20 protein-coding genes are annotated in these 16,680 nt (G+C 67.8%); 12 read left to right on the top strand and 8 right to left on the bottom strand.

The window, feature by feature from the left end:
• Positions 1 to 349: 349 nt before the first annotated feature.
• Together FB600_RS35420 and FB600_RS35415 are read left to right on the top strand one after the other, a co-directional pair.
• Positions 350 to 1,522 carry a glycerate kinase gene (locus FB600_RS35420; protein ID WP_096748692.1) on the top strand — a complete coding sequence of 391 codons (1,173 nt, stop codon included), beginning with the start codon at positions 350 to 352 and terminating at the stop codon, positions 1,520 to 1,522.
• A 75-nt stretch (positions 1,523 to 1,597) separates the two neighbouring features.
• On the top strand, positions 1,598 to 2,047 hold the full coding sequence (locus FB600_RS35415; RefSeq protein ID WP_013698351.1) for a MarR family winged helix-turn-helix transcriptional regulator: 450 nt from the start codon (positions 1,598 to 1,600) through the stop codon (positions 2,045 to 2,047).
• A gap of 232 nt (positions 2,048 to 2,279) precedes the next feature.
• Here the strand turns inward: FB600_RS35415 and FB600_RS35410 are convergent, their stop codons facing one another.
• On the bottom strand, positions 2,280 to 3,269 hold the full coding sequence (locus FB600_RS35410; protein WP_145758195.1) for a 2-dehydropantoate 2-reductase: 990 nt from the start codon (positions 3,267 to 3,269) through the stop codon (positions 2,280 to 2,282).
• Between the two features lie 296 nt (positions 3,270 to 3,565).
• Here FB600_RS35410 and FB600_RS37440 point away from each other — a divergent pair, with 296 nt between their 5' ends.
• The 3 genes from FB600_RS37440 (at position 3,566) to FB600_RS35400 (ending at position 4,438) form a co-directional block, all read left to right on the top strand.
• Entirely contained in the window at positions 3,566 to 3,730 is a 165-nt protein-coding gene (locus FB600_RS37440; protein ID WP_164465580.1) for a hypothetical protein, read from the top strand.
• Between the two features lie 70 nt (positions 3,731 to 3,800).
• Complete coding sequence (locus tag FB600_RS35405) at positions 3,801 to 4,157, top strand: BON domain-containing protein (RefSeq protein ID WP_145758196.1); 357 nt, start codon at positions 3,801 to 3,803, stop codon at positions 4,155 to 4,157.
• 83 nt (positions 4,158 to 4,240) lie between these two features.
• Complete coding sequence (locus FB600_RS35400; protein WP_013698354.1) at positions 4,241 to 4,438, top strand: CsbD family protein; 198 nt, start codon at positions 4,241 to 4,243, stop codon at positions 4,436 to 4,438.
• Positions 4,439 to 4,665: 227 nt separating this feature from the next.
• Here the strand turns inward: FB600_RS35400 and FB600_RS35395 are convergent, their stop codons facing one another.
• Positions 4,666 to 5,694, bottom strand: a complete 1,029-nt coding sequence (locus FB600_RS35395) for an aldose 1-epimerase (protein ID WP_315898363.1) — start codon at positions 5,692 to 5,694, stop codon at positions 4,666 to 4,668.
• Between the two features lie 181 nt (positions 5,695 to 5,875).
• Here FB600_RS35395 and FB600_RS35390 point away from each other — a divergent pair, with 181 nt between their 5' ends.
• The 7 genes from FB600_RS35390 to FB600_RS35365 all read left to right on the top strand — a co-directional run bounded on the left by FB600_RS35390 (position 5,876) and on the right by FB600_RS35365 (position 13,499).
• On the top strand, positions 5,876 to 7,000 hold the full coding sequence (locus FB600_RS35390; protein ID WP_096748691.1) for a LacI family DNA-binding transcriptional regulator: 1,125 nt from the start codon (positions 5,876 to 5,878) through the stop codon (positions 6,998 to 7,000).
• An 89-nt stretch (positions 7,001 to 7,089) separates the two neighbouring features.
• Positions 7,090 to 8,121: an ABC transporter substrate-binding protein gene (locus FB600_RS35385; RefSeq protein ID WP_096748690.1), complete on the top strand. Its 1,032-nt coding sequence runs from the start codon at positions 7,090 to 7,092 to the stop codon at positions 8,119 to 8,121.
• Positions 8,122 to 8,162: 41 nt separating this feature from the next.
• Positions 8,163 to 9,800 (top strand): sugar ABC transporter ATP-binding protein, encoded by a 1,638-nt coding sequence (locus tag FB600_RS35380; RefSeq protein ID WP_105821318.1) that lies wholly within the window; start codon positions 8,163 to 8,165, stop codon positions 9,798 to 9,800.
• 147 nt (positions 9,801 to 9,947) lie between these two features.
• The gene (locus FB600_RS35375; RefSeq protein WP_227743898.1) at positions 9,948 to 10,901 is read left to right on the top strand and encodes an ABC transporter permease; all 954 of its coding nucleotides are present in this window, start codon (positions 9,948 to 9,950) and stop codon (positions 10,899 to 10,901) included.
• Complete coding sequence (locus FB600_RS35370; protein WP_244112440.1) at positions 10,902 to 11,954, top strand: ABC transporter permease; 1,053 nt, start codon at positions 10,902 to 10,904, stop codon at positions 11,952 to 11,954.
• 298 nt (positions 11,955 to 12,252) lie between these two features.
• A complete protein-coding gene (locus FB600_RS37435) occupies positions 12,253 to 12,420 on the top strand; it encodes a hypothetical protein (RefSeq protein ID WP_186467898.1) in 168 nt (55 codons plus the stop codon).
• 398 nt (positions 12,421 to 12,818) lie between these two features.
• On the top strand, positions 12,819 to 13,499 hold the full coding sequence (locus FB600_RS35365; RefSeq protein ID WP_145758198.1) for a hypothetical protein: 681 nt from the start codon (positions 12,819 to 12,821) through the stop codon (positions 13,497 to 13,499).
• Positions 13,500 to 13,550: 51 nt separating this feature from the next.
• On the opposite strand, the gene FB600_RS35360 is transcribed toward FB600_RS35365, so the two are convergent.
• The 6 genes from FB600_RS35360 to FB600_RS35335 all read right to left on the bottom strand — a co-directional run.
• A complete protein-coding gene (locus tag FB600_RS35360) occupies positions 13,551 to 14,351 on the bottom strand; it encodes a patatin-like phospholipase family protein (RefSeq protein ID WP_145758199.1) in 801 nt (266 codons plus the stop codon).
• The gene (locus tag FB600_RS35355; RefSeq protein WP_145758200.1) at positions 14,348 to 14,779 is read right to left on the bottom strand and encodes a hypothetical protein; all 432 of its coding nucleotides are present in this window, start codon (positions 14,777 to 14,779) and stop codon (positions 14,348 to 14,350) included. Before FB600_RS35355 ends, FB600_RS35360 begins: the two co-directional genes overlap by 4 nt.
• Positions 14,780 to 14,803: 24 nt before the next feature.
• The gene (locus tag FB600_RS35350; protein WP_145758201.1) at positions 14,804 to 15,136 is read right to left on the bottom strand and encodes a hypothetical protein; all 333 of its coding nucleotides are present in this window, start codon (positions 15,134 to 15,136) and stop codon (positions 14,804 to 14,806) included.
• On the bottom strand, positions 15,133 to 15,435 hold the full coding sequence (locus FB600_RS35345; protein WP_145758202.1) for a hypothetical protein: 303 nt from the start codon (positions 15,433 to 15,435) through the stop codon (positions 15,133 to 15,135). Before FB600_RS35345 ends, FB600_RS35350 begins: the two co-directional genes overlap by 4 nt.
• 37 nt (positions 15,436 to 15,472) lie before the next feature.
• Entirely contained in the window at positions 15,473 to 16,042 is a 570-nt protein-coding gene (locus FB600_RS35340) for a glycoside hydrolase family 19 protein (RefSeq protein ID WP_145758203.1), read from the bottom strand.
• The coding region (locus tag FB600_RS35335; protein ID WP_222432931.1) for a hypothetical protein at positions 16,039 to 16,680 on the bottom strand (642 nt) is incomplete at its 5' end. The genes FB600_RS35335 and FB600_RS35340, both read right to left, overlap by 4 nt.

Here is a 16,680-nt window from a genome sequence, read left to right as displayed (position 1 = left end):
ATAGTCCCATTGGTCATCGCCTCGCCGCCGTTCCCATTCGTCGGCACCGCCCCGCCTTGCGGAGCGCGGCGCCTGCGGCTTGAAAAGCACGGCTTTGGCCGGAAGAATCGACTATTCTAGCAAACTATTTTCCCCAAGCCGCCAGATTGCGCCCTCGCGCGCAAAGCGCGCGCCGCGCGCCTCGATTCCGGTCATACCGTCCCGCCTATTCGCCGCGCGCCGCAGCCCTGTTAAGCTCGCGTCTGCCCGGCTCGGCACCACGCGCCAGCGTCGCGGGCACCTCGATCGCAACCCGGCCGCAGCCGCGGCGAACGTTGCGACCCCAACCGAATATCCCACCGGAGACACCATGCAGCCCTTCCCGTCCGCGCCTGTCGTCGTCATTGCGCCCGATTCGTTCAAGGGATCCTTGTCCGCGCAACAGGTAACGGACGCGATCGCGGCCGGCCTGCGCCGCGCGCGGCCCGACGCGATCGTGCGCGGCTGCCCGATGGCCGACGGCGGCGAGGGCACGCTCGACGCGATGCTCGCGCACGGCGGCACGCGCCGCACCCTGGCGGTGCCCGGTGCCTCGCTCGCGCCGCGCGAGGCGGCCGCCGGCCTGGTCGACGCGCATACCGCGATCATCGAGACCGCCGAGGTCGTCGGCATCACCGATCCGGTCGGCATGGCGGTGCCGGTGGAGGCGCGCAGCACGCGCGGCATGGGCGAGGCGATCCGCCAGTTGCTCGACGAGGGCGTGCGCAGCTTCTTCGTGGCGCTCGGCGGCAGCAGCACCAACGACGCCGGCGCGGGCCTGCTGGCCGGGCTCGGCCTGCGCGCGCTCGACGCCGAGGGCCGCGAGATCGAGCCGACGCCCGAGCGGCTCGCGACGATCGCCCGGCTCGATACCTCGGGGCTCGATCCGCGGCTCGCGCAAAGCCGCTTCGTCGGCATGTCCGACGTCGACAATCCGCTCACCGGCGAGCATGGCGCCACCGCCGTCTTCGGCCCGCAGAAGGGCGTGCGCCCCGAGCAGGTCGCCCCGCTCGACGCCGCGCTCTCGCATTACGCCGATCTGGCCGAAGCCGCGCTCGGCCGCCAGGTACGCGAATTGCCGGGCGCGGGTGCGGCGGGCGGCCTGGGCTTCGCGCTGCACCTGCTGGGCGCGAGCTTCGAGCCGGGCGCCGAGGTGGTGGCGCGCCAGGTCGGCCTCGACGCCGCGCTGGACGGCGCACACTGGCTGATCACCGGCGAGGGACGCTCGGACGGCCAGACCCTGCACGGCAAGGCGCCCTTCATCGCCTGCCGCCACGCGGCCGCGGCCGGCGTGCCGGCCAGCCTGCTGTCGGGCGCGGTCGACCCGGCGGCGCTGCCGCAATTGTCAGAACATTTCGACGGCTGCTTTTCGCCCGCGCCGGGACCGATTACGCTCGAGGTGGCGATCCGCGACGCCGCCCGGCTGCTGGCCGACCAGGCCGAGCAACTGGCGCGGCTGCGCTTGGGCCGCCGCAGCGACGCCGCGGCGGCAGCGGCACGTTGATCCCGGTCGACCGCGGTTGACCGCGCCCGGCGATCCGGGAACAATCGGGCCGCCGACCATCCTTCAGGAACCGCCATGAAAGGCAGCCAAGCCGGACTCGACCAGTTTCTGACGCAGCGCCTGCACACGATCAACAAGCTCACCGATCGCGCGATCGGCGAGCTGTATCGCGACAAGCTCGGCATCACCCTGCCGGAGGCGCGCGTGATCAGCTCGGTCGGCGCCTTCGGGCCGTTTTCGATCATGGAACTCGCGCGTCACACGCATCTCGACAAGAGCCAGGCCAGCCGCGCCGCGGAGGCGCTGATCCTGCAGGGCCTGCTGTCGCGCACGACCAGCGACGAGGACGGCCGCGTGGTGGTGATCGCGCTCACGCGCGAGGGCGCCGCGCTGAACCGCCGGATCATGACGCTCGCGCGGCGCTGGAACGCCGAGCTGGCCGAGCGCTTGACCGAGAACGAGCGCGGCGCGCTGGAGCGGGCGCTCGACAAGCTGATCGCCCATACGCGGGAGCGGATCGAGTAGCGCGCGAGCGGCGGCAAGCCGCCTTGCCGCCATCTCGCCGCCGCACCGGATCTCAACCAGGCCTCTCCCGCCATCCGCCGCTCGATGGCCGGCTGCGTTTCAGCGCGACTTGCGCTCCTGCGCGTCTCGCCGCGCCTCGGCAGTCGAGCGCCGCCAGCAGCCAGGCGGCACCGCCCGCCGACACGCGCGATCGAGCGGCGCCGGCAAGCAGCGCCTCCCTACGCCCTTCCGCTTACAACCCGCTGTTGCGCGCACGCTGGCGCAGCAGCCCGAGCACCGCGTCGCAGAACGGCGTCGACACGCCGAGCGCGCGGCCCAGTTCCGGAAACACGCCCAGGATCGGCTCGATCTCGAGCGGGCGGCCCGCCTCGAAATCCTGCAGCATCGAGGTGCGGAACGCGCCGAGCCTGCGCGTGATCGCGGTCCGCTCGACGCTGCTGATGCCGGTCGACAGGCCGAGCCTCTCGCCCACCGCGGCGGCCTCGTCCATCATGCTCAGCGCCAGCGCATGGGTATGGGGATCGTCGAGCAGCCCGGCCGTGGTCGAGCCGGTCAGCGCGCTGAGCGGGTTCATGTTCATGTTGCCCCACAGCTTCACCCAGATCGCGGTCCGGATTTCGGCCGACGTCTCCACCTCGAAACCGCCCTCGACGAGCGCCTCGGCGAGCACCCGGGCCGCCGCCGCGCGCGCCGCGTCCGGCGCGCCGACGAACAGGCGGTTGCCGGCCACGCGCCGCACCACGCCCGGCGCATCGGTGGACGACGAGAGGTGCACCACGCAGCCGATCGACTGCGCCGGCGGCAACACGGCGGCGATCGCGCCGCCCGGGTCGACCGCCTCCAGCGAGCGGCCGTCGAACGCGCCGCCGATCCCATGCATGAACCACCAGGGCAGCCCGTTCATGGCCGTCACGATGGTGGTGCGCGGGCCCACCAGCGGCGCAAGGCTCGGCGCCAGCGCGGGCAGCGCCTGGGCCTTGAGGGCGATCACCAGGTAGTCCTGCTCGCCGAGCTCGCGCGCGTCGTCAGTGGCACGCAGCGGTGTGCGGCTCACCGCGCCCTGCTCGTCGACGATCGTCAGGCCGTCGTCTCGCAGCGCGGCCAGCGTATGGCCGCGCGCCAGCGCCGCGACCGACCAGCCCGCGCGCGCCAGCGCCGCGGCCAGCAGGCCGCCGATCGCGCCCAGGCCGACCACGGTGACCTTCTGCGGTGAATTCTTCATGCGCAGCACTCCTCGATAGAGAAAAAGTCTCGATGATGAGCCAGGCGCCCGGTCCCCGCACCTCGCCAAAAAGTTGCGCCCGCAACCTTGCCGACACAAATGCTTACCGGCGGCGCGGCCCGACGCGGCGCGGCTGCGACCGACCCAGCGGGTCCCGCGCGCCGCCGACCGGTAACAAAACGTGACGGCGCCGCTCAGGGCAAACGCACTAGAAAGCCCCGTGCATTTGGCCCTGTTGGCGGCACGTGGATCTTCGTATTCTGACCTGACTCCGACTCCCGTGAAGGAGACAGGCAATGAAACTCCATACCACGCCCGATCCGCAGCCGATCGAGCCGCAGCCGCCACCGGGCGATCCCTTGCCCGGGCGCGACCTGCCCGGCAAGCCGCAACCGGATGTGCCCGTGCCGCCGCCGGGGTTGCCGCCCGTGACGCCGATTCCCGACCCGCCGCGCGGGTAACGCGGAATCGGCACTCGAATCGATCATTATCGTCAACGACGACATCATCCACTCAACGGAGAACGACATCATGAACAACACCAACAAGACCACCCTGGCTTCGATCCTCACCGTCAGTGCTGCCCTGCTGCTGGGCACCGCCGGCATGCCGGCCGCCTACGCGCAGGCTTCCGCGGCCGACAGCAACAGCGCGATGAAGTCGGACCAGCCGGTCAGCGATACCTGGATCACCACCAAGGTGAAGGCCCAGTTGGCCACCACCAAGGGCGTGAAGAGCACGGAAGTCGACGTGAAGACCGTGGACGGCGTGGTGACGCTGACCGGCGTGCTGCCCTCGAAGATCGCCGTGAAGAAGGCGGTGGCCGTCACCAAGGCCGTGAAGGGCGTCAAGCAGGTGGACGACTCGGGCCTGAAGTCGCAGGGCTAATGCAGGGCTGAACCAGCAGGCGTAACCGACAGCGCCGCCCTCGCGGCGCCGACATCCGGCAACCCTCAAGGGAGGAACGCATCATGAACGAAGACAAGATCAAGGGTCAGTGGAAGCAACTCGCGGGCAAGCTCAAGGCCAAGTGGGGCAAGCTCACCGACGACGACCTGAAGGTACTGGACGGCAACCGTGAATACCTGGCGGGCCGGATCCAGGAACGCTATGGCATCGCGCGCGACGAAGTGGACAAGCAACTGAACGACTTCGACCGTACGCTGTAAACGACTGACGGGCGCGGCACACCGAAGCGGTGAAGCCGCGCCGCACGAGGAGGACCGAGATGGGTAAATACCTGATCGCCTGGTTGTTGGGCGTGCCGATCGGGCTCCTGATCGTGATCTACCTGATCGCGCACATTTTCTGATTGCGCATGGCGCGGTGCATTGCCGTAAGGCGGTGCGCCGCGCATCTTTTTGCCTCCCCTTCCCGCGTTCCCCGACGTTCCCGCTCAGACATCCCGTTCCGGCAACCAGACGATGCTCGCCTCGATGGTTTCGCCCGGTGCCAGCACGCAGCCGCCGCGCGCGCCTTCCGGCAGGTCGAGATTGAGCCAGTCGGTGGTGTTGCTGACCGGCTCGGCGCAGAAGAAGGCCTCGCCGCGCGGCGAATAGAGCACGAAGCAGTCGAGCGGCGCATCGGCGCGCATGGTCAGCCGGCGCCGCTCCTCCGGCCAGTCGATCACGGTCTCGCGGCGCCAGCCGACGAAGTTGTTGTCGCGCGGCACCGCCTCGACGGCCACGCCGCGTGCGAGCGCCTCGACCGCCGGATCGGCGCCGAGCGAGACCGGCAGCAATTCGCCGTCGCTATGCCACATCGCCGCCACCTCGGTGCGGATCTGCGTGCTCGCGCCGCGCGGATAGTAAGGATGATGGCCGAAGCCGAACGGCATCGGCCGGCTGTCGAGATTGCGCGCCGCGAGCGTCAGCTTCAGGCCCAGCGGGCCGAGCTCGATGCGCTGCGTGGCGGCATAACGAAACGGCCAGCCGGGATGCTGCTCGGTGCCCGCGCCGGCTTCCGGCTCATACTCGAAGGCCAGCTCGACGCCCGCGTCGTCCTGCTCGATCACCTGCCAGGGCCGCTGCCAGGCATGGCCGTGCAGCGCATGGCGCAACGCGCCGTCGCCCATCGGCAACCGCCACTCCCGTCCCTCGAAACGGAATCGCCCGTCGCGAATCCGGTTGCAATACGGCATCAGCGGGAAACTGGCCAGCAGCAGGGGATCGCCGCTGTCGAGCGCGGCCTGCCCGGTCGGGCGCAGCCAGTGCACCGGCCCGGCCGGCGTCTCGTCGTAGAACCCGGCCAGCGAGCCGCCCAGCGCCGGCGCCACCAGCACGCGCCGCGCGCCCTCGCTCAGCACCAGCAGCCCGGGATCCTCGGGCCGCTCGCGGACGGGCCGGGACGAGGCCCGCGAGGCCGCGGGCGCGATCAGGGAACACGAGGGGGAGGGTAACGACGAGGCTTCGGGCCGGCTATTCAAGACGATGACTCCCATGACGGCAGGTTGGCGGTCGAGCTGGCATCCTGATCGAGCTGGACGCCCGGGCCTGCCCGCACCGCAGCAGCGTCGCATAGGCATTGCATTTCCGTCAATTTATTACTAATAATTCGTCAATGAACGGCGCAGACGATGCGCCCCCGTATCCCGCCTTAGCTCCCGAATGAAAAAATCGACCCAGCGCCGTCCGACCATGACCGATATCGCCAAGATCACCGGCGTATCGCAATCCACGGTGTCGCTCGTGCTGAACGGCGCGGTCGGCGCCAAGTTCTCCGACGACACGCGCCAGAAGGTGCTCAAGACCGCCGAGGAACTCGGCTACCAGTTGCCGACCCGTGCCAGCGCGCCGGCCGCGCCCGGCGAACGCCACCAGATCGTCTACATCGCCGACGAGATCTCGACCAGCCCGCACCCGGTGGTCAGCATCGACGGCGCGCGCGACGCGGCCTGGAACAACGGCTGCCTGCTGGCGGTGTACTCCACCCACGGCAATGCCGAGATCGAGCAGCGGGTGCTGCAGCAGGCGCTGTCGAGCCCGAACGTGCTGGGGGTGATCTATGCGACGGTCTATACCCGCAAGGTGACGGTGCCCGCCGCCCTGCTCAAGGTGCCCACCGTGCTGCTGAACTGCTACAGCAGCGAGCGGCCGCTGTCCTCGGTGGTGCCGGCCGAGGTGGCCGGCGGCCATACCGCCACCGAGTACCTGACCGCCGCGGGCCATCGCCGGATCGCCTTCATCAACGGCGAAACCTGGCAGGACGCGGCCAAGGACCGGCTCAAGGGCTACCGCCAGGCGCTGGCCACCGCCGACCTGCGCTTCGACCCGAATCTGGTGCGCGACGGCGACTGGAGCTCGGGCAAGGGCTTCGAGCACACGCTGTCGCTGATGAAGGAGCCGCATCCGCCCACCGCGATCTTCTGCGCCAACGACCTGACCGCGATCGGCGCGATCGAGGCGCTCAAGCAGCTCGGCCTGCGCGTGCCGGAGGACGTCTCGGTGATGGGCTACGACGACCAGGAAATCGCCCGCCACACGCACCCGCCGCTCACCACCGTGGTGCTGCCGAACTACGAGCTGGGCCGCTGGGCGGTGGAGACGCTGCTGCAGGAGCACGAGAACCGCGATGCCGGCGCGCCGTTCCGGCAGCGCACCGTCAAGCTCGACGGGCCGCTGATCGAGCGCGGCTCGGTGGGCGCGCCGGCAGGCGCCGAAACCGGGGCGGAACCGGGAGCGGAACCGGCCGCCGACCTCGGGGATACCCGAAGTAATATTTTTAATTCATGACTGTTAATATTAATTCGATCGCCGGCGCCGGAGGCGCCAACCACACCTCGTCGTGAAACGTGTTGGGTCAACAAGAAACGGAGACAAGCATGTCAACTGCTTCGCTGCATCGCAATCTCGTCACCCTGGCGCTGTGCCTGGCCGGCGCGTGGTCGGCCGCCGCGCTCGCGCAGGACACCGCCGCGCAGAAGGTCGGCAACAGCTCGAACGAGACCTGCACCAACCCGAAACCGGGCAGCCTCAAGCTGGGCGACCTGGTGGTGGGCTTCTCGCAGTCGGAAAACGAACAGAATCCGTTCCGCGCCACCGAGACCGCCTCGGTGCGCGCCGCCGCCAAGGCCGCCGGCGTCAAGCGCCTGCTCTACACCAACGCGAACAACAACCCGGCCAAGCAGGTGTCGGACATCCAGAGCATGATCAACCAGGGCGCGCAGGCGCTGATCGTGGCGCCGAACAACTCCACGGGCCTGCAACCGGCCTTCGCGCAGGCCAAGGCCAAGGGTATCCCGGTGGTCACCATCGACCGCCAGACCGCCGGCACCTTCTGCGAGGACTTCATCACCTTCCTCGGCTCCGACTTCTTCGAGCAGGGCCGCCGCGCCGCGCAGGCGCTGGCCGACGCCACCGGCGGCAAGGCGGTGATCGCCGAGATCCAGGGCGGCTACGGCAACACGGTGGAAAGCCAGCGCACCGACGGCTTCGCCGAAGGGCTCAAGAAGTACCCGAACATGAAGATCGCCGCCGCGCAGACCGCCAACTGGTCGACCACCGAGGCGCAGAAGGTGATGGAGCAGATCCTGCTCTCGCATCCCGACGTCAACGCCGTCTACACGCATGCCGACGTGATGACGCTGGGCGCGATCACCGCGCTGCGCCAGGCCGGCAAGCTCAAGGGCGTGACGATCGTCTCGATCGACGGCACCAAGGACGTGGTGCGCGACATCTCGGCCGGCACCGTGGCGGCCGACGTCGAGACCAATCCGCGCTTCGGGCCGCTCGCCATCCAGTCGCTGTCCGACTGGTTCGCCGGCAAGCCCGTGCCGCAGAAGCAGATCATGAAGGACGCGCTCTACGACAAGAGCAACGCCAAGCAGTCGCTCGACGCCGGCGCCGTGTACTGACGCCCCGCCCGCTCCCGCCATCACGCCCCGGAGGCCCCGCGATGAACGACCCGGCCAAGACAGCAGCGGCCTCATCAAGCACGGCCGCCGGGCCCGCCCGCGAGGCGGGCCGGGTCGTGCTCGAGACGCGTCACGCGTCCAAGACCTTCGGCGTGGTGCGCGCGCTGCGCGACGTCTCGCTGACGCTGCGCGCCGGCGAGGTGCATGGCCTGATCGGCGAGAACGGTGCCGGCAAATCGACGCTGATCAAGGTGCTGACCGGCTTTCATCCGCTCGACGAGGGCGCGGTCCACCTCGACGGCGAGCCGGTCGCCTTCGCCTCGCCGCGCGACGCGCAGCGCCGGGGCGTGAGCGCGGTCTACCAGGAAATCAACCTGATACCCGAACGCAGCGTGGCCGAGAACATCTTCATCGGCCACGAGCCGCGACGCTTCGGTCTGCTGATCGATCGGCGCCGCATGAACGCGCTGGCCGGCGAGATCGTGCAGCGCTACGGCCTGAGCGTGGACCCGGCCGCCAAGCTCAGCGCGCTCGGGCTCGGCGAGCAGCAGATGGTGTCGATCGCGCGCGGCGTGTCGCTCGGCGCGCGCGTGCTGATCCTCGACGAACCCACCTCGGCACTGTCGGGGGCCGAGGTCGAGGTGCTGTTCGGGGTGGTCGAGCGGCTGCGCGCCGACGGCATCGCCCTGCTGTTCGTCAGCCACCGGCTGTCCGAATGCTACCGGCTCTGCGACCGCTTCACGGTGATGCGCGACGGCGCGATCGTGAAGACCGGCACGCCCGCCGAGCTGCCGCGCGCGGCCCTGATCGCCGCGATGCTGGGCCGCGAGGGCAAGGGCCATGGCGGCCGCGTCGAGCGGCCCGCAGCCGCCTGCACCACGCAGGCCGCGCCCGCCCTGCAGGTCGAGCGCCTGCGCTGGCGCACGCGGGTGCGCGACGTCTCGCTGCGCATCGCGCCGAAGGAAATCGTCGGGCTCGCCGGGCTGCTCGGCTCGGGCCGCACCGAGACCTTCAAGGCCGTGTTCGGCGCACAGAAGGCCGAGGGCGGCGAGGTGCGCGTCGGCGACGGCCAGCCGCTGCGTCATGCCGTGCCGGCCCGCTCGATCGAGCGCGGCCTGGCCTTCCTGTCCGAGGACCGCCGCTCCGAAGGCATCTTTCCGCGCCTGTCGGTGCGCGACAACCTGGTGGCTTCGGTGCTGCCGCGCATCTCGCGCTTCGGCTTCATCTCGACGCGCCGCCAGGACGAACTGGTGGCCCGCTACATCGAGGCGCTCGGCATCAAGACCGCCGGGCCCGGCGCGCCGATCTCCACGCTGTCCGGCGGCAACCAGCAGAAGGTGCTGATCGCGCGCTGCCTGTCCACCCATCCCAGCGTGCTGCTGCTCGACGACCCGACGCGCGGCATCGACGTCGGCGCCAAGGAGGAGGTGCATCGCGTGGTGCGGGGCCTGGCCGACGACGGGCTCGCGGTGGTGGTGACCTCCTCCGAGATGGAGGAACTGCTGGAGCTGACCGATCGCCTGGTGGTGCTCAACGAGGGCGTGACCACCGGCTCGCTGGAGACGCGCGGCGCCAGCTCCGACGACGTGCTGGCGATCCTCGCGCGCAGCGCCCAGGACGAGCCGCGCGACGTCGATGCCGGCGAGCTCGCGCCCGACGATGCGCCTCGCCGAGGATGAACCGGCCGTGATGCGCGCTCGCCGCGCCGGCCGGCGGACCGCCATGCGCATCGCCGCTTCCATCGTCACTTCGATCGCCATGTCCGGCTCCGCGCCGGGCTGCTCCAACCCACTCGCGAGGATCGCTTGAGCCTGTCGAACTCTCCCGTGCAACGTCCGGCCGGCAACGCGGCCGGCCATGCCGCGCTGATCTGGGCGCGCGACCACAGCGTCTACGTGGCGCTCGCGCTGCTGGTGCTGATCAACCTGGCCATCACGCCCGGCTTCTCCAATCCGCTCGCCGCGCGCAGCCTGCTGTTCGAGGCCGCGCCGGTGGTGCTGATCGCGCTCGGCCAGAACCTCGCGATCGCCACGCGCGGCATCGACCTGTCGGTCGGCTCGGTGATGGCGCTGGCCAGCGCGACCCTGGCGGTCTGCCTCGATGCCGGCACCGGCACGGCGATCGCGGCCGGCATCGCGGCAGGCCTGCTGGTGGGCCTCTTCAACGGCGCGTTGGTCTCGATCCTGCGCATCGATCCGCTGATCTCGGGGCTGGCGTTGCTGGTCGCCGCGCGCGGGCTCGCGCAGGCCCTGGTGGGCGGCTCGCGCGTGAGCCTGCCGGGCGCCGATGCCTTCGACCTGCTCGGCACCGGCTCGCTCGGCCCGCTGCCGGTGGTGATGCTGATCGCGCTCGCGCTGGCCGTGCTGGTGATGCTGGTGGTCCAGCACACCACCTTCGGCCGCTACACCGTGCTGATCGGCGCGAGCCGCGCCGCGGCCTATCTCGCCGGAATCCCGGTGCGCCGCACGCTGTTCCTGGTCTATGCCGCCAGCGGCACGCTGGCGGGCCTGGCCGGCGTGTTCGCCTCGGCCCGGCTCGGTGCGTCCGACCCGAACTACGTCGGCGTGAACTTCGAACTCGACGCGATCGCCGCCTCGGTGATCGGCGGCACGCCGCTCTCGGGCGGCCGCATCTCGATCGTCGGCACCGTGTTCGGCGTGCTGCTGCTGCAGGTGCTCGATGCCAGCTTCATCATGAACAACGTCAGCTTCACCTATGCGCAGATCCTCAAGGCCGTGTTCATCGTCGTCGCGCTCTACCTGCAGCGCCAGGGAGGCTGAATGAACGCGCGCACCGACCTCGATCGCAACGGCGCGCCGCCCGCGCGCGTCGACACGCCCGCCCCCGGCTCCCCGCCGCCGTACACCGCGCCGCTGCGCGCCGGCAAGGCACGCCGCGCACGCCTGCTCGGGCTGATCCAGTCGCGCGGCGCGATCGGCATCCTGGTGCTGGTCTGCGCGGTGTCCGGCGCGGTCTTTCCCGATTTCCTGCGTCCCGCCAACCTGGCGGACATCGTCTCCGCAGGTTCTTTCCTCGGCCTGATCGCGATCGGCCAGAGCCTGGTGATCATCATGGGCGGCTTCGACCTGTCGGTCGGCTCGATGGTCGGGCTCGGCACCGTGATCGCCGCCTACGCGGCGCCCTATGGCTGGGGCGCGGCGATGCTCGCGCCGATCGTCGCGGGGCTGGTGGTCGGGCTGGTCAACGGCGTGCTGATCGCGCGGGCGCGCATGGCGCCCTTCATCGTCACGCTGGCCGCCCTGCTCGGCCTCAAGGGCCTCGCCCTGGTACTGGCCAGCCAGGACCTGCTGATCGAGAATCCCGGCTTCTTCACGCAGATCGCCAACGGCTCGATCCTCGGCGTCAGCTCGCTGATCTGGCTGCTGGTGCTGGCCTACCTGATCGGCGCCGTGGTGCTGAACGCCACGCCCTATGGCTCGGCCCTGTTCGCGATCGGCGGCAACGAGGAAGCGGCGCGCATGCTCGGCGTGCGCGTCGAGCGCGTGAAGATCCTCACCTACGGGCTGAGCGGGGCGCTGGCGGGCCTGGCCGGCGCGCTGCTGGCCTCGCACCTGGACTCGGGCCTGTCGGGCGCGGGCAGCGGCTACGAGCTGCAGTCGATCGCGGCGGCCGTGATCGGCGGCGTGCTGCTCACCGGCGGCGTCGGCACCATGGCGGGGCCGCTGGCCGGCGTGCTGCTGCTCGGCGTGATCCAGAACGTGATCAACCAGGTCGGCACCCTGAGCCCCTACTACCAGAACCTCGCCAGCGGCGTGTTCCTGCTGATCGCGGTGATCGTGCAGACGGTGCTGACCAGCTCGCGCAAGACGTGAGCACGCGCGCCGCGCGGCGGATTCGGGCTGCGCGGCATCGGGCGGGAAACGGGGGAATCAGAACGAGGAATGCAAACGGGGGGGTGGTGCTGAGGCCGGCATCATACTGGAAGCATGACCTATTGATTTACATGCACTTTTTCCAGTTCGTTTTTCTTGTATGCCCCCAGATATGCCCCCGGACATTTTCGTTGTTTTTCAGAACACGAACCCGGACAAATGGCGTCTCCCAAGTAGCTGTGAATTTCGCGCAACGGTCTTCCGATCGCTGCGCAGCTACTGTCTACAAGGGAACACTATGGATGAGCAGACCGCACGCGCAATTCTCAACCAAGCCGAAGGCTACATCGATTGGGACGACCTACGAGATTGCCCAGAATGGTACCGCAGCAAGGTCATACTTGAGGGACGGTTCACGTCCGACGAACTGCGGGCGATCATTGAATTTGAAAGAAAGCAGAAGTAAGTTCCCCCACGAACAACGCCTCTGAGCATATGCTCTCTGTCTCGATGTTGTTGAATTGCTTCAGCATGCGTCACCGAGTAGACTCCGCGGCAAGCTGGTCTTGCTATAATCCCCTCGCTGGTTGCACGGCTAGTCATCCGTGTACTACGAGTGGCGGTGTCCGTCCTAGCGTCACTGCTGGCCTCCTTTCATTGAAGGGTAGCTAGGTCAGAATTGTGCAGGTGGTCGTAGGTTCGAATCCTATCGCTCCGACCAAAGGAATCAATGGTTTAAGACAAGCCTTTGCAGGCATGTCTAATGGTGTGTCCAAGTAGTGTCTAATTGACCTACGGGGACACTCCAGCGAATTGCCCGCCTCGTGCGGGCTTTTTTGCGTTGCCCAACAGACTGAGGGACATATGCCGGATTGGCTTAAAGCATGGATCGATAGCACGGGGCCGCTTTTTGTTTCCAACACCGCCGCGATGATCACAACGCTGGTGGTAGGTGCAATTGCTGGCTTCACGCTGGGTCGGTTACTCGGAACCTCAAAATACGATGGCCTTAAGACTCAACTAGATGCACGAGACGAACGTATTGACGGATATAAAGAACAGATCGCCAGGGATCAAGATTCGGTCGCTGAACTACAGAAAAAAGTCTCGGAATATCGACGAATGCTAGGCTTCGACGAGCCGGGGAAACATCGGTATGCGGCTATGAGCAACTCAGAACTAAGAAGTTGCGCGATCAACATGGCGTCCGAAATCCAAACCGTACTTGACACGTACAAACAAAAGTCAAGTAAAAACAATTTCAGATTCGATAGGACCGTGTCGGATGAGGTTAACCGGGCAAATTGGAGAGACGAAGGAGATAGAATCAGTAGGGCTTCCCAAGAGATGATGCAAGACTATGAGCGACGCTTTAAAGCCGATGCTTTTGTGCTATTTGAAACTTTGAAATATCGAGGCGCTAGACCTTCTGCTACGACTCCTCGCCGTGATCAGGCCGAGGCTTTCGGCAGGCCAATCAATACCTTCGATATCGCAGACATCATTCAGCTTCTAGCGACCGGAGCTAAGACTCTTCCCGAATAAAAGGCAACCATTGGCTGGCGCTCGTATCATCGGGCGCCCAGGGTTGTAATATCAAGCGTCGAAAGCGTTACTGACGACCGAGTAGCCATCATCATAGAGGCGCTGCCGGATGGCCAGCGCCATGTTGCGGTCGAACGAGCTTGCATAGCCAGTCGGCACGTCGACGATAGTCGCCCCGCTCTGCCGGTCCGCCGCCATCCGAGCCGTTTCGTTCGACGCCAGCATCAGGTCGATGATCCGAGGCGCCAGCACGCGCAGCCCGTAGTTGCGCCCGTGCGGCAGATCCTTATCGTCAGAGCGGAGGAAGACACCGAAACGCGGCACCCGATCGACAACCAAGTCGCTGACCGGCATGTTGTCGGTCGTGCCGCCGTCGACCAGCAGCGCGCCGCCGGCCTCGACCGGCGCGAAAACGAACGGGATCGACGCGCTGGCGCGCGCGGCCAGCGCAATCGGCACATCGGGCGTGCGATCGCGCGAGAACTGAAATTCCCGCTCGGTCAGCAAGTCGGACGCGATGACCTTCAGGTCGACGTCGAGCTGCGCGAACGTGAGGCCCCCGGTGACCTCGACCAGAAACGCCAGCAGCCGGTCGCCGCTGCAGAGCGCCCGGTGCCGCAGCATCGACCAGGCCGAAAAGCGCATCATCGGCGACCAGTCGGTTTCCATCGCCAGGCGGCGCATGTCGGAAAGCGGCACGCCGGCGGCGAACAGCGCCGCGACGATCGAGCCGCCGGACGTGCCGGCGATCTCGATGACGGTGTAGCCAGCGTCGACGATCGCCTGCAGCGCGCCAACGTGCGCGCCGAGGCGGAAGCCCGAGCCGCTCAACGCGACGCGCAGCGGCTTCATTGCGGCGCGCTCGCGGCGGCGGCCGCCGAGCTGGCCGGCGTGGTGGCCGCCGCCATCGGGAAGGCCGTATCGATCAGCCCCTTCACGGTCCCGATCGCCAGGATCGCCGTCGTCTTCTGGTCGGCCGGTATGCTGGATGCCTTCACGATCCCGATCAGCAGCGGCGCGGCCGCCGACGAGAGCGTCTGCACGTTGACCTGCGTCACCGTCGCGCCGGCTTGGCAGACGGCATCGACGGCCGGCCCGATCTTCTCGTTCAGCGTGTCGGCAGCTCCGCCGGTGAACAAGCCAGCCGTCGACAGCGTGTCAAGCTCGGCGGTCAGCAGCGGACAGACGTTCGCCGCGACCTGCGCCGGCGTCTGTTTCGGAACGCTCCCGCACGCGGCGAGCAGGAGCATGGATGCGGCAACGCCTGCCGCGAGCAGCATTTTCATCTTCATGAGGTGGTTTCCTTACGGGAGGGTCTTCACTGCCGCGGCGGCCGCTGTTGCGGCGGCGCCGACGGCGTCGGATGCGGCAGCCGCCGCGGTGGCTTGCCCCGCGAAGGCCTGAACGTCGGTCTCGTGGAGCGTGATGCTGTAGGTGTCGGGCGACGTGTGCTGGAATTGCGCGTCAACGGTGGCCATCTGCTTGCCGTTCCAGACGCGCAGCACGCAGCAGCCCGTCGGCGTGCCTCCCGGGTCGGTGGTGGGCCCGATCTCGTAGCGCGCGATGCCGGCATACTCGAGCGACGAGCAGCCGGCCAGAGCCAGGCACCCGGCAACCAGGAAGACGCCGCGGATCACTGGATCGTCGGCGCCGGCGCCGCTTTCTGAGCAGCCGAAACCGGCGCGGGTTGCGCCTCGGCGCGCGGTACCGTATCCACGGATGCGGCGGCCATTGCCGGAGTGGCGTCGCCTTCGACCAGGGCTGCGATCATCGGCTTTGCAACCGGGCCGATCGTCGCGTGGTAGATGCCGAGGCCGGCCAGGGTGTATCCGATCGCATCGACCAGGGATTGCGCCGGCACGAAATGCAGCAGCACGAGCGCCAGCCATGCACCGAAGAGCAGGACGGCCGCAAGGAACTTCATCCACGGGTTCATGTGGAACTACCTCCAGAAATGCCGCAATCGCGGCGGGTCAAGTTGAGGCGCCGAGGGCAGCTTTACAGCTATCCCAAAGCGCCAGGCGGTCGGCCATGCCGTTCGGCGTGGCAGCTGAGCGTGGATTGCCCAGGTTGATTGCGCGGCTGATCGAGAGGAAGTCGCCGGCGTCGGCGAGAGCGCTGAGCGCGTTGTCCGCCCAGAACTGGGCCGATGCGAGCACAGCGACCGACGGCGTGCTTATCTGGTCCGGGTTGCCTTCCAGGTCGACGCCGATCTTCTGGCCCATGACACGGAAGTTGTAGCAGCCGGTGATCTGCAGCAGGCCGCCACCGCGGTACCGGAAGCCGTCACCCGGCTGCGTGTTGCCCAGTTCGGCAGCCTTCGCGGACGGCGGCTCATACGCACGCTGTGCGGGCGTCGGCCCCCATATCTCGCGCAGCCAGAGGAACCGGCCGCACTCGTGACCGCACTGAGCGAGGAACGCTGCCTGGCGTGCCGCCGAATCGATCGCATAGAGCGCCATCGCGGCCGTAAGCGGGTCGGCCCACGGCGTCGCTCGCTCGAGCGGGATCTGGAGCGCGCTCGCAAGGATATCGGGCGTCATTTGTTGGTCTTCCCGTCAACATTGCCTACGCGGAATTCGAGCACCGTCAGCCGACGGTCGTTGCTCTGCTGGTCGGTGGCCGCCTTGTCTTGCAAGCGCGCGAGCTGCGCGTCTCGGGCATCCTTCGCTTTCGCGATATCGTCGGCCCACGGGTGCCATTGCGAGTACAGGCCGCCAGCAGCGAGGAACAGAAGACTTCCCAAGCTGGCAACCCATTTCCAAGCGCGCCGAGCACCTGCGATTTCCACCTTGATCGGTTCGAGTTCCACCTTCCGCAGCTCGTCGAGCGCATCGTCGATCCGGTCCGTCTTTCCGAGAGCTACATCTGCCTTGCGATCGACTGCGACAACATCTCGCTCGAGGTTGGCCACGCGCGTATGCACGACATGCATCGCGTCGACCTTCCCCTTCATTTCCTTGATGTCGTCGACCACGCCGCTGATGCGCTCGACAAGCACTGCAATGGATTCGCCTGAAACCATCGATTCATCCATCCTTCCCCCGAGAAATGAAAAAGCCGCCCGAAGGCGGCTTTTTGCTGGACCATGACCCGTCCTGAAATAGGTTGACACTTTTTCGACGAATCGAAGAGGTGGCAAGTGGGGCAAGGGATCAAGCGGACGCAGCGCGACTACAGC

Origin of the sequence: Burkholderia sp. SJZ089 (assembly GCF_007828315.1) — a bacterium.
GTDB lineage: Bacteria > Pseudomonadota > Gammaproteobacteria > Burkholderiales > Burkholderiaceae > Burkholderia > Burkholderia gladioli.
Note: the sequence above shows the minus strand (reverse complement) of the source record. Positions and strands in the feature narration are given on the sequence as shown.

Excerpts from the sequence above, each read along its gene's own strand:
- FB600_RS35420 (WP_096748692.1), top strand. The coding sequence starts at position 350 with ATGCAGCCCTTCCCGTCCGCGCCTGTCGTCGTCATTGCGCCCGATTCG.
- FB600_RS35390 (WP_096748691.1), top strand. The coding sequence starts at position 5,876 with ATGAAAAAATCGACCCAGCGCCGTCCGACCATGACCGATATCGCCAAG.
- FB600_RS35405 (WP_145758196.1), top strand. The coding sequence starts at position 3,801 with ATGAACAACACCAACAAGACCACCCTGGCTTCGATCCTCACCGTCAGT.
- FB600_RS37435 (WP_186467898.1), top strand. The coding sequence starts at position 12,253 with ATGGATGAGCAGACCGCACGCGCAATTCTCAACCAAGCCGAAGGCTAC.
- FB600_RS37440 (WP_164465580.1), top strand. The coding sequence starts at position 3,566 with ATGAAACTCCATACCACGCCCGATCCGCAGCCGATCGAGCCGCAGCCG.
- FB600_RS35415 (WP_013698351.1), top strand. The coding sequence starts at position 1,598 with ATGAAAGGCAGCCAAGCCGGACTCGACCAGTTTCTGACGCAGCGCCTG.
- FB600_RS35360 (WP_145758199.1), bottom strand. The coding sequence starts at position 14,351 with ATGAAGCCGCTGCGCGTCGCGTTGAGCGGCTCGGGCTTCCGCCTCGGC.
- FB600_RS35340 (WP_145758203.1), bottom strand. The coding sequence starts at position 16,042 with ATGACGCCCGATATCCTTGCGAGCGCGCTCCAGATCCCGCTCGAGCGA.
- FB600_RS35370 (WP_244112440.1), top strand. The coding sequence starts at position 10,902 with ATGAACGCGCGCACCGACCTCGATCGCAACGGCGCGCCGCCCGCGCGC.
- FB600_RS35355 (WP_145758200.1), bottom strand. The coding sequence starts at position 14,779 with ATGCTGCTCGCGGCAGGCGTTGCCGCATCCATGCTCCTGCTCGCCGCG.
- FB600_RS35385 (WP_096748690.1), top strand. The coding sequence starts at position 7,090 with ATGTCAACTGCTTCGCTGCATCGCAATCTCGTCACCCTGGCGCTGTGC.
- FB600_RS35400 (WP_013698354.1), top strand. The coding sequence starts at position 4,241 with ATGAACGAAGACAAGATCAAGGGTCAGTGGAAGCAACTCGCGGGCAAG.
- FB600_RS35365 (WP_145758198.1), top strand. The coding sequence starts at position 12,819 with ATGCCGGATTGGCTTAAAGCATGGATCGATAGCACGGGGCCGCTTTTT.
- FB600_RS35410 (WP_145758195.1), bottom strand. The coding sequence starts at position 3,269 with ATGAAGAATTCACCGCAGAAGGTCACCGTGGTCGGCCTGGGCGCGATC.
- FB600_RS35380 (WP_105821318.1), top strand. The coding sequence starts at position 8,163 with ATGAACGACCCGGCCAAGACAGCAGCGGCCTCATCAAGCACGGCCGCC.
- FB600_RS35345 (WP_145758202.1), bottom strand. The coding sequence starts at position 15,435 with ATGAACCCGTGGATGAAGTTCCTTGCGGCCGTCCTGCTCTTCGGTGCA.